Genomic DNA, 16013 nt, shown 5'->3' with positions numbered 1-16013 from the left:
CAACAGCCTGTCTTATTCGTAACAATTTAGCGTTTTAAAAATGCATGATAAAAAGTGCAAAGAAACATATCAAATCTGGAAATCAGGAACTCAGAGAAGTGCAACCCCAAATAAAGAGGGTCTATCTTTTCCTGATTTTATGAGTTCCAGATTAATAGCCTTTTCTGTAGGACTGTTTAAAACACCTAACGTGTTACCCTTATTCATAGTCTAGGTGTTTCAAACAATCGGTTCTTCCCACCAGTTCTCGAATATCTCGCATCCCCAGTTTTCTAAGGATCTCTATCAACTGGCGTCTCCAGGCGGCAAAGAGGTTTATCAGCCTCTGAGTGGCCCAGTCTTCATCGATCAATTTGGAAAGCTCGGGATCGGTAGTAGCGATTCCTCTGGCACAGCCCCGGCCGCTTTCGCAGGCCGCACAGCGAATACATTCCACCGCCACCATCTCGGAGGTCCCCACCACCACACCGTCCGCACCGAGTGCAATGGCCTTCGCCACATCGTACGCGGTACGAATGCCGCCGCTCACAATCAAAGTCATCTCATCCCGAATCCCTTCTTCCTTGAGGAAGTTGTGCACTTTCACGATCGCGTATTCGATCGGCATCGCAATATTCTTCTTGGCAATGTCCGGAGCAGCGCCCGTCCCCCCGTAACTTCCGTCCAAATGGATGATATTGGCGCCGGCATGGTAACTACCCACCGCGACCATGTCCACGTCGGTAGGAGTGGACACCTTTACAGACACCAACGCCCTGGGATTGATATGTTTAATCCAGTCCACGTGTTTTTTGTGATCTTCCACGGAATAGACACTGTGGAATGGGAACGGTGAAAACAGGGCGTTCCCCGGCACCGCCTCACGCATCTTGGCCACGGCAGGCGTCACTTTGTCACCCAGGAGGTGGCCCCCCAACCCCGGCTTCGCCCCCTGGGCGTATTTGAACTCTACGATGCGCACCCGCTGGATGGTATCTTCCCGCACGCCAAACAGACCGGTGGCCACCTGGGTAATCACGTGGTCATCGTAGGGGTAAAGCTCCTCCGGATACCCCCCCTCGCCCGTGCAGGTAAAGGAGTTCCATGCCTGGTACGCCCTGGCCCGCGCGATCATGACGGACAGACTGATCGACCCATACGACATGCCGCCTCCGTACACCGGCATATCAATCTCTACCTCCGGACGACCGTCCTTGCGTCTATTTAACGGGATACGAAGGGAAACCTCGTCATCCGGGACCGCGTCCGGTTCCCTCCCGGAAGGAAAGCAGAACTCGATACGGTCAAAACCGCCCCCGGAATCTCCTGTTTTATACTCGATATCCCCCGGAGGTACCTCGCCGGTCTCCGCCATATACCAGGTGCTAATAAGGAGTTCAGGCGTCCACCTTTTATCGCCGAGTACTTCCAGTATCGGATTCAACCGGACGGAAAGGGCGTTCTGCGGGCACTGACGAACACAGTAGAAATCATTATTCTCACAGGCGGCCCCGATACAGCGATAATCTTTAGGACGCGCCATCGTCTTGCCGGCGAATTCATGCACGCCGTACGGGCAAATCTCGGCACACTTGCCACACGCTATACACTCCTTACTCCGGCGGACTATGTACTTACCGATGGCATTTCGGAAGCGTGACGGCGTAACCCTTACCTCCGGCCTGCCAACGTGAGCAGTCCCCTCCGGTCCGGTTTCTGATTGCAAGGCTGCGTTCATATTTCGAATGGAACTCAATTGCCTACACTCTCTCTTTTCTTTCTCTTGCCGAAAAGTCTCCCGAAGGTCTCCCTCTCGAGATCATCAAAAAACATAGCCCGGCCGACCTCTCCCCGCAGGCGTCGTATCTCCCGGATCCCCATGGCGCCGAGCACCTCGATCAACTGGTTCCGCCAGGCCGCAATAAGATTAAGAATGCGGTTCTTTCCCCATTCCGGATGAATATTCTCCACCTCTACCGGACATGACAGTCCCGCTTCACAGCGGAAACAGAGGCGGCACTCAAGGGCCAGCAAAAGGGGAATATCTACGGCCACGGCATCCGCCCCGACGATAATACCCTTGGCCACGTGCTCAGCCATGGCAATCCCGCCGCTCGCAAAAAGGGTAATCTCGTTCCGGCAGCCCGCCTCGACCAGTCTCATGTGTACGGAACGGACCACGTCCTTGACAAATCGGATCCCATTTCCGGACTCCACGTTACCATCCCTGTCTGCGCAAAGATGCAAAATATCCGCACCAACCCGGGTAAGCGCTAAGGCCTCTTCCCCGCTGCGTTCACCGAGCCGCATCCTCACCATAATGAGCACGTCCGGATAAGCAGCTCTAATCCGGGAAACCCGCGCCTCTGTTACGTCGGAAAGCTGGATTTCTATAATCCGCACGCCCCGGATGAGTTCCCCGTGCGTGTCAATCTCCGCCTCCGTCAACAAGGGGATAAGGTGCGTTTTATAAGGCTCGATGTAAGGTTTCCATCCCTTAACCGGAGCTATCATGAATGTATCCATAGCCTGCGCCGCTTCGGCCATGGCCAGAAAGACGCTTTCACTCAGACTCCCCAGGGGCAGGTCCTTAAGTATGATGGGGATAGGTATCTCGATCTTTTCGGGCGCATCCCTAACCACGTGCCCCGCCGCGTCAAACCGGAGATAACGAAGTGATCTTCCCAGGTCAACGACCGTATTGATGTACTCACGTCCATGGATACCGTCGCGGGTGGGACGGACAATCTCTGACATATCCGTCCACATATCATCAAACCCCGGCCCCGAAAAAGGCCCTCCATACCCCGCCCCGGACACCGGTATTCTCCCGGTTTCCGCCTGAAACCACTGCATGCGTATGATATCCGGCGTCCAGTAACTGTTTCCCATGCGTTTATATTCTGCATTGACGACCTTGGTGATGACTTGTCCCGGGCATGATTGCACGCACCGCAAACAATTCTTACACAGCGAATCGATGGTATCGGTCATCTGTCGTACATCAAATGTACGCTCATTATATACGTCATAGATACACTGGCGTTTGACGCACTTAAAACATCGAAGGCAGCCGCCCTCCCAGTCTAAAATAGTGGACTTCCCGATAGGAGTAAATCGTGGGGGTGATGTCTTTGTCGGTATACTGTATTTCTTAGGCAACTTCGACCCCTTTATTCGCCTTTTAGTTCCAGGGCTTCTATCCTGCGGACCATCGTTCCCACTGCCTGTTCCATACACTCGCAGCCCGGTGTTTCGAGGTGAAATATCTCCAGCCTTTCACCGCCGATACCAATCTCATCCAACAATCTTTTCGTATAGTTGACCAATTTCCCGGCCCTGCGGCACCCGTCCACGAGCGAACAGTCATCCTCCCTGCACCCCAGGACAAAGACACCATCTGCGCCGGACTCAAAGGCCTTTATGAGGGCAAGCATATCGGCCTTGCTGCTGCACGGCAATACGGACACTTTGACGGTCGATTGACTTTGCAGCCAATCCTTGCCGGTCAACTCCTTCTCCTTGTTGAGCGCATGCTCGCAGCAAAAACCTATGATTTTACAGGGGGGCGCCAACGCAAGACACCGCCTTTCCGTAACACAAGATATGGTCGAAATGAATTACAGTGACACAAAAAAGGAATACTCCCTTTCCGTGTCTCCCCTCGACTTCTTTGTGTATTGGATCAGACGGCTTTGTCGTTACCTTCGGGGGTTAGCAGATGATTCCTTCTTGTCAACACACATACAAGAAAAACCCGCATAACACAAAAACGCTTTTTTTGTGTCTCCATCAACTTCATTGTGTGTCGGCTAGACGGCTTTGTCTTGACCTTTGGAGAGTTAATTCGGAGAGATAATTATATTTTGAAGAATTTTTAACATACGACCATGCGCTTGTCAATGAAAGTGAAAATTTTCTTTTTCGTAAGGAAAGCGGGCAGAAAAAAATAGCAGTTCCTCCGGGCCTGGGCTATACTGATTTGAAATACTCTACCAGTATGCGCGGGTCATTACTGCCGATGCCGTCAACCCCCATGTCAAGATACGGTTTCAGCATATCCCGATTATCGATGTTCCATATAAAGACCTTTAGACCCTCCTGGTGCGCCTTATCGACAAGCCCTTTGCTTACAAAGGCGTAGTTCATGACCAGTGCGTCCGCTGAAGCGCTTCTGGCGATACAGGCGTCCACCGGGCAGCCGACCAGGAGCACGCCGGTCTTAATACGGCTGTCCATCTCCTTTACTCTCTTTACCGCCATGTGCCAGAAGGAAATAACATAAACGCCGCCATAGAGGCTATGTTTATTTATGAGCCCAACAATCTTATCTTCTATCCCCTCTTCTTTTAATTCGATGATGAGCTTTACCCTGCCCTTTACAAGCCCGACCGCCTCTTCGAGGGTCGGTATCCGCTCACCCTTACCGGCATCCAGCTTTTTTATCTCCTCAAGCGTATAACTCCCTACCGGGCCCTTTCCATTTGTAGTGCGGTCCACCGTTGAGTCATGGATAACGACAACCTCCTTGTCTTTGGTCAGATGGACGTCGATTTCCACGGCATCAACCCCGATCTCCATGGCCCGCCTTATAGAAAGCAGGGTATTCTCAGGTTCTAAAGCCTTGGCCCCTCGATGTCCCATAATCATCATATCTGTTTATCTTTCGCCTCCGTGTTTATAAATGTTCGAAACGTTCGAACATCGAACGACTCAAACGCCGACACGTAGCCTTACTTGGCAATCATGGCCCGCATCCTGTCCCCGGCATTTTCCACATGATCCGCGATCTCGCCGAGCATTTCCACCAACCGGATCAGATGAAAGATGGTTACCGCATCTATCTCCTTGGCAAAAATATCGTGTTTGAGTGTGGCTTCGAGTACGTCGGCCTGCCCTTCTTTCTTTCGCAATTCCCGGACGTGTTCCTTTACAATCTTCCGGTCTTCTTCGGAAAAAGTCTTAAAGTACCGCCGCGCGTCTATAAGCATCTCATTAAGCCTATCAATTGGATTAAGGACAGAATCTACCAGAAAAAACAGATCCCCCCGGAAATATTCCGGAATCTTATCAGCGGGTCTAAATGCCAGCCAATCCAGCACATGTTCAAAACAATCGATTACCTTGTCCTGTTCTTTCAGGTAGCTGAAAATCTGAAATTTATCTACAGGCAGCAGGGTCCCTTTGGGAAGATGACCCCTGATGCGTCTCTTCACTGCATCGGCCTGATGTTCCAGATCCGACACCTCTTGCCTGGCCCGTTCAAAAGACTCGCACTCAGCGCTTAAGTAACACTTTACCGCAATACGGAACATTGCGGCCCCGTCTCTGACCTTCTCCGCATGTTCCTGAAGTCCTTCAAAGGGTGAAGTCATAAACATGGATAAAATAGGTATGCGCATAAGCCCTCCGCTTTAGAAAAATATCAAACATAGTATCTTATAAATAACCATACTGGTAATCGCGGCAATGGGGACCGTGATGAACCAGTAAAGCATAATCTGGCCTACTATCCGAAAATTCACCGCCTCGATACCTCTGGCCAGACCCACTCCGATCACGGAGCCGACCGCGGCGTGGGTGGTGGAGACGGGAAGCCCCATCTTCGAGGCCAGAAGGACTGTCGTAGCCGCGCCAAATTCAACAGAAAATCCACGTGTGTTTGTCAGGGTGGTGATTTTATGTCCCATGGTCTCGATAACCCGATGCCCCCACATGGCTATACCGGCGGCGATGCCCACTCCTCCAAACAACAGGAGGGTGATGGGAACCTCAATCTGACCGCCGATAGACCCGTTACTGACGAAAAAATAGATAAGCGCCAGCGGACCGATGGCATTGGCCACGTCATTGGCCCCCTGAGAAAGCGCCATATAGCAGGCGGTAACCAGTTGCAGGTGACGAAAGGTATGTTCAACACCTTCCGCACCGGTTTTCTTCGTATGCCGCTTAAGCAGGTATTTTCCCGCATATCCCATCAGAGCGGCAATGGCCAGGGATAACCCGGTGGAGGTGATGGTATCCAGCGCCATTCTTTTTCCTAATGGCGTCTTACACAGGAAAGACATGATTACCACAAAAAATGTGGTGCCGATGAAGTATGGAGATAATCCAAACGCCCTGGCCATCAGATCCTTCTGCGTCAATATAAATCGATAAATGATCTTGAAAACAAGGAATGATAGTACCATGCTAAAGATAGGCGAGATGATCCAGCTCGCCACTATGCCCGCCAGCTTCCACCAATTGACTGAGGAAAAGCCGCCCACCATGATGCCGAAACCGACCATGGCGCCGACGATGGCATGAGTGGTGGAGACGGGAAGGGCCCTCCATGTGGCAAAGAATACCCACAGCGCGGCCGCGATGAGTGCGGAAAGGGCCCCCACGATTGCCACTTTTGGATCGGTCAGGGCCTCGGGAGAAACAATCCCCTTACTTATGGTGTCAACCACGTGAGATCCTACAAAAACTGCGCCCACGAAATTCAGAATACCGGCGACAAACACTGCCTGCCGCAGGGTAATGGCCTTAGCGCCGACGCTTGAGGCCATGGCATTGGCGGCATCGTTGGCCCCGATGTTCCAGGCCATATAAAGTCCAAAAATGTAACCCAGGATTAGAATCGTATATTCAAAGGTCATGATTACCCCAGATCGGGTTAATTGATTTTAATCCGGAATCATGCGGCGTCCGAGGATCTGTTCAAGTTCTACAAGGAAAGGGTCTTGATCCCGGTAGAGAATGGTCTTTAATCCCCGCCGGCTCGCACGCTCAATATTGCCTGGATGGTCATCCACGAACAGCGTCTCCGGCGGTGAGACGCCAAGCGTCCGTATAACATCGTCAAATATGGTTAGATCCTTTTTGCCCTTGCCCAGATAGTAACTGTTAAACACCCGATCAAACTCCTGAAAAAAATGGTCTCTCTCGTTCAGGATGTCCAGCCAGTTGGTCTGGTCGCTGAGGATACCGGTAACAAAGTTGTCACGGCGCAGGGTGCGCGCCACCTCGATCATTTTCGGCCGCAGGACAAAGCGTTGCAGGATCTCCCGGGTAAGTTCTGCGTCGCTCCCGCTAAGGCCGGAACGCCGGCGCATCATATCCCAGAATTCTGACTCGCTACCCCGGCCGGTTACATATCCGGATTCATAGATCGCCTCAACCGCCAGACGATGCAAGACTGCCGGATCAATCCCGTTTTGCCGGGCAATGGCCTTAAGCCCTTCGCGAAAACCTTCTTCCGCCATTACCCCGCCGTAATCAAATAGTACTGCCCGTATTGGCAAGCCCGCGTCGATGGCTTCACCTCCAGCTTATGATTATGGCAGACTTATAAAGGAAAAAAGGGGAAAGGACAAGTTATTAATACAGCGGGCTGGTCTAGTCTTTGGACTTGCTTCAGAACCGATATGTCATCCCAGCCGCTCCGGGCAATACCCGTTCTCTCAAGGCGTCCGCAACGGCATGCTCTCCGGTGCAGTGGCAAGGAATAACCATATCCGGCTCCGGGGATCTCAGTGCGGCCAGAGTCTGATCGATACGTTGACTGCTCGCGGTGAGCAGGTGGAAGCCGCCAATGACGGCTCATACCCTCGACCCCTTATTCAGGCGTCGAACGTGGTTCAGTGTATTCACCAATCCCGCATGGCAGCACCCGACACAGATGACCAAACCATCTTCCGTCTGAACCCACAGTGCTAGATCATCGTCAATCGGATCTACGCGTCTTCCCTCCGGATCGAGAAAAAACGGCCCGCCCGTATCCTCGTAGCTTGTCTGGCGGGGAATGGGACCGGTAATGCCGATTCTCTCGGACAGCAACAACGGTTGTGAAACCCAGTGGAGACGTTGCGCGGGCAGCTTGTTAATGGACACTATGGATTCGCGCGGCATCTGAATCGGTTTTGGCGTCCCATCCCGGATGGCGTATCGGGGCTGCACTACTCCAGGATGGCAATAGGCCTCAACCTTTTTATTGACCTTCAGGAGTTGAGGAATTCCGCCGGTATGGTCGTAATGCCCGTGGCTCAACACAAGGATGTCGATTTCACTCAGGTCCACGCCAAGTACCGAGGCATTTGCGGCCAGCGCACTCCCTTGTCCCGTATCGAAAAGGATGCGCTTGTCTTCAGCTTCAATCCATAACGAAAGGCCATGCTCAGACATCAGCCCGGGGGCGGCCTGATTATCGACCAATATCGTTATCCGAAATCGATGCGCATTCATTGAGGAGGTCTTTTCTATATGCATTTTGCCTCGGCCCACGTTATGATAGGCTTGATAATGGCCCGCATGATTTCCGCTTCAGAAAATCGCCTTCAGTGCATTGACTATTCTTGTCATCTTCGTTTCATAACGCCGTATAACTATTCGGCGCTTTCAAATCCAAGTCCTACCGAACGAATTGATCTGGACAAAATATGATCAGACCGTTCTCCAACTTCATGACCTCGAAGCTTCTGTCGATCCGATAACGGTATAGAAAACCCGGCCATCCACGAGAACCGTTGTCACCTTTCCGGCAGATTTGAGCGCATCGAGTTGTTTGACCGCTTCCGTGATATGAATGCCAAGACCGCTTGCAACATCGGCAAAGGTACACGGTCGTCTGCCAAGCAACGCCAGAACGTCCTCATTTCTGGAGCCGGAAAGGGCTGTGGCCTGCGAAAGGTCACGTTCATTCTCGCTGATGATATCCACTTGATCCGGAAAAAGTCCTTTCAGAGTGAGAAGCTGGTCGGACGAGAGAGGAAAGGCAAATTCTTCAGAGGGTGGACGAACAACGGTGTTTAGTTGCACCCGCGCCGGTCGGATTTGCCTAATAATGGCAGCAATCTTCTCAACCTCAGCGGGGATTCCCGTAACGCCGCCAAGCAGAAGAACCTCCAGCCACAATTCCCCTGGAAAGCGTTTACTAAAGGAAACAACGCCATCGACCATTTGCTCAAAAGAGATACTTTCATGCGGACGATTGACGTATCTAAAAAGCGACTCATCACCAGCGTCCAGCGATGGAAGTACAAGGTCGGCTGTCATCAGGGCATCCTGGACTTCACTCATCCATAACAGCGAGCCATTGGTCAGGACGGCCACCGGAATATCCGTCAACCCCTTGATCTTGCGGATCAGGTCACCGATGCCGGAATTCAGCGTGGGTTCGCCGGAGCCCGCGAGGCTGATGTAATCAGGAACATCCCCCACAGCCAGCTTCTGTCCCAGTTCGACCAAGACATCTTTAACCGGGACGTATTCCTTTCGCTCAAGGGTTTTATTCGTAGTCCGGCCCAATTGGCAGTACACGCAGTCATAGGTGCAGGTCTTGAACGGCACAAGATCGATCCCGAGAGAACGACCCAGGCGCCGCGACGCAACAGGCCCGTATACGTGCTGAAAACCGCCCGCACTCATAATTTGTCCCCGCACGGCGGTTCTCCGCAACGTTCGTCTCGCCCGCAGCAGGTCTTACCCATTTGTTCCGGTGAACATCCGCCCCCGCGTTGTCCTGTTCGGCTATGCCCAAACCCTTTGAGGATAAATCCTACACTGCCGCTAACCAGCCGCCGGACTTTTCCATGGCATTCCGGACACTCTCTGACGGGGTCCTCCGTAATCCGCTGCCGCCATTCGAATATCAAGCCACATACCTCACATTCGTATTCATAGGTCGGCATGGCTCACCTCCAATATTTCTTTGGCACATGCCACGACGTTATTTTTTATTACTTCTTTGAGGCTTTTCCATCTGCCTTAACTGTTTTTCCGTCAGCGGAGAGCCAAAACCCACATACTGTATCTTTGGAGCAGGTGGATTGGAAATCAGCGTCCACGTTCCGTTGTTAAAATTTTGATATACGCAATTGTACTGAACTCCACTCACAACGGGAATAATACCTTTTTTGTTTTGCTTCTTCCCTCCCTCGAGCCAAGAAAGATCAATGCTTCCCTTAAGAATTTGTTTGACGGTTTCGGTGGCATGGCATTCTTCGCATTTAGTCCCATCTCTCTTCACTGAGTGACTGAACTGGGGGGCAAACATAAGGAATGTTTTGTCTCCCGGCAAAACGAATGATTGCATATTGGCCGAGGTCACTTTCCCTTCATAGTTCATTAGAAATTTCCAGCCGGAGACAGGAAGACTTACCCGCTTCTTTTCTTTGATCATGGTCTCAAAATGACAGTTATTGCAGCTCACCACCTGCCGGACATGACAGGCCTTGCAATCTAACTTATTTCCATGGATCGTGTGTGAAACGCTTTTTGTAAGGGATTCGTGGCATTTTTCGCATGTCACATCCATTGCGCCTTGCTCTTTCATTGATTTGTATTCAATGCCATCGCCGTGAATCTCGCGCGCGGTGTGACAATCCATGCAATTCATTCCGTTTGCAAAATGGACATCCGGCGTATTAGCTTCCCTGTCAATTTTCATGATCACTCCCTCACGGGCATGGCAGCTTAGGCATTTCTCTTGGTTTTTAGCTGTTTCAACAGAGTACGTCGATTTCCCATTAGCCTCTTTTTTATGACAGGCATCGCAGGATGAGACATGACAATTTTTGCATCCAAGGTCTGAGTATGGGACGCCGGTGATGATTTCGAGTCCTCCCCTTGACTTGTCATACCAATAAGACATTCCTCCGGCGGTGGCGTGAAGACCGGATGAAAAAAAACAATCCTCTTTCTTTATCCCCTGCGCGAAGCTGAAAACTGCCATTCCCAACACAACAACGCTTCCCAAAATTAAACCGGCCAGCAAATTTCTTTTCATGGCTCCCTCCTATTATTGATGAAAACTGATTGCCCCGGCGGGGCATATATTCACACATGCACCGCACCCAACGCAGTTTTGCGCATCAACGTTCGCCTTGCCGCCCTTAACAGCAATAGCCCCCATTGGGCAGATATCAACGCACTCGTTGCACCCCTTACACCGTTCCTGGTTAACTATAGCGACATAACGTTTCCTTTTCTTAATATCTTGAACTGGTGGGGTCACTTGCTGCATTTGCTTCGGTTGCTGTGTGGATTGAATTTCTCCGTCTTTGGGGCCGTTATGAGTAGGCAAGGGATATCGGCCGCAGGCAATGCCGCTTCCGAAGCCCATCGAACCCCTACGACCGCCGCCCATCCTACGACCGCCGCCCATCCTACGACCGCCGCCCATCCCACGACCGCCGCCCATCCCACGACCGCCGCCCATCCCACGACCGGCAAAAGCCAGACCAGCGCTTTGGGTCGAGTCAAGGGCAGGACTCGGAGAAAGCTTGGAATCCGGGACGAGATCGGGTTGTCTGGCGGCGTTGGATTTCGTTGTGACTGCTATTTTCATATTCAAAATTTTCCTTTCCCGGTAAAATCCGGCGATGGCCGAACGCCTGTTAATCAGCGCCCTGTAAGCTGATGCTCTCAGCGAACATTTGATCTTTCAGCGGAAAGATCGCTCTCCAAATTCGATATCATATTTCCCGAACGGATCAGCGCCTGTGTCCCCAACGGCAGTCCAGCATGGTCCGCGATTACAGGGCACTTGGCCTTGAACAGAAAAAAAATATTGGCCGGCCCGTCGTTAAGTGTCTCATAGTTGCCTTGCCCCTTGGCAAGGATCAGATCAGCCTCGGCGAATCGCCGTCGAAATTCCTGGTTGCACTCCTCAAGTATCGTCCCCGGCGCATCCGAACCGTTGTCGATGATCTCGACGATTTCGTGGAGTCCCACATCCAGGGCGTCGTCCATGGTCGCGTCGTTGATGACCGGCGCGCCCCGCACGGCTACGGTGACCCGCTCCGGTGAAAGTTGCTCGATCAGCAGCCGGTCAAAGACAATCTCCCCGGCGTTATCGGCCAGGTACAGGATACTTCGGGCTTTGGCGACAGATTGTCGAAATTCATCCATCTCCCCGATGAAAGCCCCCGCCAGCGCCTGGCTAACGGATTGGCGCACATCGGACTCGGTCACGCTGCCGTTTACACCCATGTCGATCACATTCCCTGCAATGGCCAGGCGCACCGCAATGGCCAGCGGGTCCGACGCGGCCTTGATCTCAGCTTTCAGCTCCGGGAGCAGACTCAAGGCCATGCGGTTCTGATGTCCTTTCGCCAGCCGGTAAGGGTCCTCTACGCCGGTAATCTCCCGGAGGTGCCGGTGAATACGTTGACCCATAACGGGAGGCGGATGATCCAAGTCCATTTCACCGGTCCAGCGCAACACATCACGCACAACGCTTTCATGAACGATGCGGTCCGTAGAAACCATCCTAACCGCCTCTAATGCCTGACGAATGAAGCAGGGAATGCAATCGAGAGACGTATTCATGCCTTCGCAGATCCGGTTTCAATCTCGGCGAGGCGCTTCTTGATTAATTCCAGTTCCGACTGCAATGCGTCGGCCTGGCTCTTGAGTGCCTGCTTTTCCATCTCCGCATTGGGTTCCTGGTATGGCATTGGGTATCCATAGGACCCTGCATACCCTCCAAATCGCATCCAGCCCGGACGGCCTGTGGCATAAAACATGTTTCGCCTCCCGCGTCCGCCGTATCCGCTACCCCTTCCAAACCCCATGCCAAAACCCCGTCCTGGGGCAAAATTCGCGTATCCCGGCATCCCAGAACCCGCGCAGTAGCCGGCCGCGCGTCCCGTCATTGGTCCCATTCCCATGGGTCCGGTTCCATCTCCTCCTGGCATCGTCGTGTCCTCCTTTTATGGTTCTATTTAAAATGCATCTGGTTCATCTTCTATTTCCTGGTCATGGTGGCCCCGCACTTTTGGCACTTGCGCTCGACGCAGGGCACGCCGCGTTCGTGTGGTTCTTTATGCCCGCATTGTGGGCATACGCAGTAGCCGGCAGGTCCGGCCGCCACGGAGCCGTCAGATGCTCCCATTCCGCCATGCGCGCCTGCGGTCATAGCGGCTCCCTCCTGATAAATATCGCGCATTCCCCTGAAGCGACGGCGCCCGCGCCCGCAACAGCCCGGCATGGCAAAGGCATTCCAATCGACCCGCCCTGAGAGCCAGGCCCGGACAACATCATGTAAATCGCCAGCTACAAATGAGATAACACGGATTCCGTAAGCTGTGACCAATGCATGCAACGGCCTGGAAATGGCGCCGCAAACCAGCGTCTCGATGTCCAGCTCCGCCAGCCGAAGCGCCTTTTGAACCGGCAGATTGTCCGCCAGCGGCTCCCGGCTTTCGCGAACAATCTGCCCGAACTTGGCCTCGATAACATGAATCTGCCGTGCGGTGTCAAAGACCGGTGCAATTCGCTTGTCCAGAGTTGCGAAAGCTATTTTTGTTCCAGAAAGCGCTTGTCTGGAAGGAGAGGCCTCGGTCCGGCCTCCATTCATCCTACCTTCAAATATTCCGGTTTTGTTCATTCGCAAACGTCTTGACCTACTGTTGTGGTTTTGTATTTTTGCGCTTGCCTGACAAGATAATCGTTAGCCGCCGCCTGGAGAGTCTCGGCGGCCAGAAAGGCGCAATGCTCATGGTCTTTGGGTAGGCCGCCAATGGCTGATAAAATGGCCTCCCCTGATATTTCAAAAAGTCCTTCGGGATCCTTCCCCAAAGACATTTCGGCCGCGAAAGAACCACACACCACGCTGGGACCGCATCCATCTGTTAGAAAAGACGCCCTGGTCACCCGATGCGCATCAACCTTTAGATAAATCTGCATTTGATCTCCGCAAGACCCTCTCAGAGAGGCCTTGCCATCCGCATCGTCCATCGCTCCCAGATAGCTGGGATTTCGCCAGCGCTGGTAGGCCTTCTCACCCCACTCTCTCATGGTTTCCTCAAAAATGCCTGATTGAAGTTGTTGTACAAAGGCATCCAAATCGTCTGTCATCGCCTTGACCTCACCCCATGCTCACTCGAATACTTTCGGCTGATATCCCTCTGGAAGATGGGCCGTACCTTTTACACATGTAATTTCTGCCTCCTGGGAGATACGATTAAGAATCGTATCCACGCTGTCACAAAAGCCGCCGCCCGCCACCCATTTCCCGTTTTCCTGGCGGGCGAAGGTACAGGTACACCAATGAATTACCTCGGCGCCTTTACTCTTCAGGATTTTCGACAGTTCTACAACGCCTTCCCCCGGACACCGGCAGGTGAAAACCCCGACGAGTTCGGCATCCGCATAGCGGGCAAAGGCCTGGGTGGTGTTCTTCATACTTTGAAGACAACCGGTAAGGGGGCATCGCTTTTCGTTTTTTTCACAACGGATCAAACCAATTTTTGCCACTTCGTTCTCCTTTCGATTACAAAGCAATTACCGGTAGTTCTTGAACATGCATAGCGAGCGCATTCCCCGCAGCTTACTGCGGGGAGCTTCAATGTGATTTTATGCCTCACTCAATATATACTTTTTGCCTCGGCCATCAAAATGCATAGACTATGCCAACGCGTAACCCTCGGCTACAGAACTCATATCTTATTGAAATACGATGTTGTTATATGAAGGAAGATAAAATTCGGGGATGGCCAGGTTGCATACAAGCTACCATCATAGCCCGCCAGAGGTGCGCAAACGCTACCGCATGCTCGTGGACCGGCCGGGTTGCCGGGGGAGGGCAATGCCCAGCCTCTTCATTCTGCGAAAGAGCGTGGTCTTGTGAATGCCAAGTTCCCTTGCCGCCGCCAGCCTATTGAAGTTATTGCGTTCAAGAGCGGCGTGAATGGCCTGGGCGTCGAGAATATCGTGGGCGGACCGCAGATCGGAATCCGTACGCCCGGCCTCGCCATGAGCCGTTAACCCCTCGGGCAGGTGTTCGATGCCGATGCGCCCCTCGTTGCAAAGAATGAAAGCGTGCTCGATGGCGTTTTCCAGCTCACGAATGTTTCCCGGCCAATCATGGGACATAAGGAAAGACGTGGCTTCCGATGTGATTCCCTCAACAGTTTTTTTCTGCAACCGGTTGAACCGGGTGATAAACTGATCTACCAAAAGGGGGATGTCCTCTTTTCGCCGGCGCAAAGGAGGCAGTTCGATGCGCACCACGTTCACGCGGTAATAGAGGTCCTCTCGAAAAAGGCCCTGACGTACCAGCTCAGCCAGATCCTTGTTTGTGGCGACGACGACCCGCTCATCGGCGGTCTCCGAGCGGGTTGCCCCTAACGGCTCGTATGTCCGCTCCTGCAGCACACGGAGCAGCCTGACCTGGAGGGCCGGGCTGATCTCGCCGATCTCGTCGAGGAAGATGGTCCCTCCCTTGGCCAACGCGAAACGGCCGGGCTTGTCCTTGTTTGCGCCGGTGAATGCCCCAGCCTTGTAGCCGAACAACTCCGACTCCAGAAGCGTATCGGGCAAGGCTCCGCAGTTGACCGCGATGAACGGCCCCCGGTTACGAGGGCTGAGGGAGTGAACCGTCCGCGCCACCAATTCCTTGCCGGTTCCGGTTTCTCCGAGGATGAGAACCGTACTGGGACTGGCGGCAATGGCGGGCAAAACCTCGAACAATCGCTGCATCAAAGGACTTCGGCTGGCAAGATCGCCGATCCGGAACTTTCCCTTCAACTCCCGGCGCAGCGCCTCAATTTCGGAGAGGTCGCGAAAGGTCTCCGCGCCGCCGATCACGCGGCCGGAGGCGTCCCGTAGCACGGCGGTGGAGATGCTGATGGGGATGTGGTTTCCGTTTGAGTCGATGATATATCCGGATTTCCCGACGATGGGTTTGCCCGTCTTCAAAGTCTCTTGAAGCGCGCAGGCGGCCCCGCACATGTTGGAGCGGAACACCTCTGAGCATCGCTGGCCGATCGCTTCTTTACGCGATACGCCCGTGATCTCTTCTGCCGCCCGGTTGAACGAAGTGATGCGCCATCCCGAGTCCACCGTGAATACACCGTCCGAGATGCTCTCCAGGATGGCCTCGGTGGGGGTAAGACTCCCGGATTTCATGTTTTTTCTATAGGTCAGACTCATAATGCCTCACACTGCTTCCTTGAGGTTATTTTTCTCCGCGCGGGCTGATGCTACGTCGCGATCGGGATGGTTTTCCTAAAAGCCTACTATACTATATATTACACATGCCTGCA

18 protein-coding genes are annotated in these 16013 nt (G+C 53.0%); all 18 read right to left on the bottom strand.

The features are described from left to right. Positions 1 to 199 precede the first annotated feature (199 nt). The 18 genes from PHT49_08465 to PHT49_08380 all read right to left on the bottom strand — a co-directional run bounded on the left by PHT49_08465 (position 200) and on the right by PHT49_08380 (position 15900). On the bottom strand, positions 200 to 1717 hold the full coding sequence (locus tag PHT49_08465) for a glutamate synthase-related protein (protein MDD5451909.1): 1518 nt from the start codon (positions 1715 to 1717) through the stop codon (positions 200 to 202). Positions 1718 to 1731: 14 nt separating this feature from the next. Beyond that, the gene (locus PHT49_08460; GenBank protein ID MDD5451908.1) at positions 1732 to 3141 is read right to left on the bottom strand and encodes a glutamate synthase-related protein; all 1410 of its coding nucleotides are present in this window, start codon (positions 3139 to 3141) and stop codon (positions 1732 to 1734) included. A gap of 11 nt (positions 3142 to 3152) precedes the next feature. After that, positions 3153 to 3554, bottom strand: a complete 402-nt coding sequence (locus PHT49_08455; GenBank protein ID MDD5451907.1) for a hydrogenase iron-sulfur subunit — start codon at positions 3552 to 3554, stop codon at positions 3153 to 3155. A gap of 397 nt (positions 3555 to 3951) precedes the next feature. Beyond that, positions 3952 to 4632, bottom strand: a complete 681-nt coding sequence (locus tag PHT49_08450) for a glycerophosphodiester phosphodiesterase family protein (protein ID MDD5451906.1) — start codon at positions 4630 to 4632, stop codon at positions 3952 to 3954. An 80-nt stretch (positions 4633 to 4712) separates the two neighbouring features. Then, complete coding sequence (locus tag PHT49_08445) at positions 4713 to 5381, bottom strand: TIGR00153 family protein (GenBank protein MDD5451905.1); 669 nt, start codon at positions 5379 to 5381, stop codon at positions 4713 to 4715. Between the two features lie 12 nt (positions 5382 to 5393). Continuing rightward, positions 5394 to 6623 carry an inorganic phosphate transporter gene (locus PHT49_08440; GenBank protein ID MDD5451904.1) on the bottom strand — a complete coding sequence of 410 codons (1230 nt, stop codon included), beginning with the start codon at positions 6621 to 6623 and terminating at the stop codon, positions 5394 to 5396. Positions 6624 to 6650: 27 nt separating this feature from the next. Then, a complete protein-coding gene (locus PHT49_08435; GenBank protein MDD5451903.1) occupies positions 6651 to 7229 on the bottom strand; it encodes an HAD-IA family hydrolase in 579 nt (192 codons plus the stop codon). A 337-nt stretch (positions 7230 to 7566) separates the two neighbouring features. After that, positions 7567 to 8232 (bottom strand): MBL fold metallo-hydrolase, encoded by a 666-nt coding sequence (locus PHT49_08430; protein MDD5451902.1) that lies wholly within the window; start codon positions 8230 to 8232, stop codon positions 7567 to 7569. Between the two features lie 192 nt (positions 8233 to 8424). Next, positions 8425 to 9390: a radical SAM protein gene (locus PHT49_08425; GenBank protein ID MDD5451901.1), complete on the bottom strand. Its 966-nt coding sequence runs from the start codon at positions 9388 to 9390 to the stop codon at positions 8425 to 8427. Next, on the bottom strand, positions 9387 to 9653 hold the full coding sequence (locus PHT49_08420) for a zinc ribbon domain-containing protein (GenBank protein MDD5451900.1): 267 nt from the start codon (positions 9651 to 9653) through the stop codon (positions 9387 to 9389). The genes PHT49_08425 and PHT49_08420 overlap by 4 nt, the downstream gene beginning before the upstream one ends. Positions 9654 to 9691: 38 nt before the next feature. Then, on the bottom strand, positions 9692 to 10750 hold the full coding sequence (locus tag PHT49_08415; GenBank protein MDD5451899.1) for a hypothetical protein: 1059 nt from the start codon (positions 10748 to 10750) through the stop codon (positions 9692 to 9694). Positions 10751 to 10974: 224 nt separating this feature from the next. Continuing rightward, positions 10975 to 11226 carry a hypothetical protein gene (locus PHT49_08410; GenBank protein ID MDD5451898.1) on the bottom strand — a complete coding sequence of 84 codons (252 nt, stop codon included), beginning with the start codon at positions 11224 to 11226 and terminating at the stop codon, positions 10975 to 10977. A gap of 162 nt (positions 11227 to 11388) precedes the next feature. Further along, entirely contained in the window at positions 11389 to 12294 is a 906-nt protein-coding gene (locus tag PHT49_08405) for an ARMT1-like domain-containing protein (protein MDD5451897.1), read from the bottom strand. Continuing rightward, entirely contained in the window at positions 12291 to 12662 is a 372-nt protein-coding gene (locus tag PHT49_08400) for a DUF5320 domain-containing protein (GenBank protein ID MDD5451896.1), read from the bottom strand. Before PHT49_08400 ends, PHT49_08405 begins: the two co-directional genes overlap by 4 nt. A 50-nt stretch (positions 12663 to 12712) precedes the next feature. Continuing rightward, positions 12713 to 13324 (bottom strand): NifB/NifX family molybdenum-iron cluster-binding protein, encoded by a 612-nt coding sequence (locus PHT49_08395; GenBank protein MDD5451895.1) that lies wholly within the window; start codon positions 13322 to 13324, stop codon positions 12713 to 12715. A gap of 26 nt (positions 13325 to 13350) precedes the next feature. Continuing rightward, positions 13351 to 13824: an iron-sulfur cluster assembly scaffold protein gene (locus tag PHT49_08390; protein ID MDD5451894.1), complete on the bottom strand. Its 474-nt coding sequence runs from the start codon at positions 13822 to 13824 to the stop codon at positions 13351 to 13353. A gap of 21 nt (positions 13825 to 13845) precedes the next feature. Then, positions 13846 to 14223, bottom strand: a complete 378-nt coding sequence (locus PHT49_08385; GenBank protein ID MDD5451893.1) for a CGGC domain-containing protein — start codon at positions 14221 to 14223, stop codon at positions 13846 to 13848. 288 nt (positions 14224 to 14511) lie between these two features. After that, complete coding sequence (locus tag PHT49_08380; protein ID MDD5451892.1) at positions 14512 to 15900, bottom strand: sigma 54-interacting transcriptional regulator; 1389 nt, start codon at positions 15898 to 15900, stop codon at positions 14512 to 14514. Between the last annotated feature and the right edge of the window lie 113 nt (positions 15901 to 16013).

The organism is Desulfovibrionales bacterium (genome assembly GCA_028715605.1).
Lineage (GTDB): Bacteria > Desulfobacterota > QYQD01 > QYQD01 > QYQD01 > QYQD01.
This window is presented reverse-complemented; position numbering and strand designations above follow the sequence as displayed.

Bases quoted from the DNA above. Each gene is read 5' to 3' on its own strand.
- PHT49_08390 (MDD5451894.1), bottom strand. From the start codon at position 13,824: ATGACAGACGATTTGGATGCCTTTGTACAACAACTTCAATCAGGCATT.
- PHT49_08465 (MDD5451909.1), bottom strand. From the start codon at position 1,717: ATGAACGCAGCCTTGCAATCAGAAACCGGACCGGAGGGGACTGCTCAC.
- PHT49_08380 (MDD5451892.1), bottom strand. From the start codon at position 15,900: ATGAGTCTGACCTATAGAAAAAACATGAAATCCGGGAGTCTTACCCCC.
- PHT49_08425 (MDD5451901.1), bottom strand. From the start codon at position 9,390: ATGAGTGCGGGCGGTTTTCAGCACGTATACGGGCCTGTTGCGTCGCGG.
- PHT49_08420 (MDD5451900.1), bottom strand. From the start codon at position 9,653: ATGCCGACCTATGAATACGAATGTGAGGTATGTGGCTTGATATTCGAA.
- PHT49_08430 (MDD5451902.1), bottom strand. From the start codon at position 8,232: ATGCATATAGAAAAGACCTCCTCAATGAATGCGCATCGATTTCGGATA.
- PHT49_08400 (MDD5451896.1), bottom strand. From the start codon at position 12,662: ATGCCAGGAGGAGATGGAACCGGACCCATGGGAATGGGACCAATGACG.
- PHT49_08440 (MDD5451904.1), bottom strand. From the start codon at position 6,623: ATGACCTTTGAATATACGATTCTAATCCTGGGTTACATTTTTGGACTT.
- PHT49_08450 (MDD5451906.1), bottom strand. From the start codon at position 4,632: ATGATGATTATGGGACATCGAGGGGCCAAGGCTTTAGAACCTGAGAAT.
- PHT49_08395 (MDD5451895.1), bottom strand. From the start codon at position 13,324: ATGAATGGAGGCCGGACCGAGGCCTCTCCTTCCAGACAAGCGCTTTCT.
- PHT49_08445 (MDD5451905.1), bottom strand. From the start codon at position 5,381: ATGCGCATACCTATTTTATCCATGTTTATGACTTCACCCTTTGAAGGA.
- PHT49_08415 (MDD5451899.1), bottom strand. From the start codon at position 10,750: ATGAAAAGAAATTTGCTGGCCGGTTTAATTTTGGGAAGCGTTGTTGTG.
- PHT49_08435 (MDD5451903.1), bottom strand. From the start codon at position 7,229: ATGGCGGAAGAAGGTTTTCGCGAAGGGCTTAAGGCCATTGCCCGGCAA.
- PHT49_08405 (MDD5451897.1), bottom strand. From the start codon at position 12,294: ATGAATACGTCTCTCGATTGCATTCCCTGCTTCATTCGTCAGGCATTA.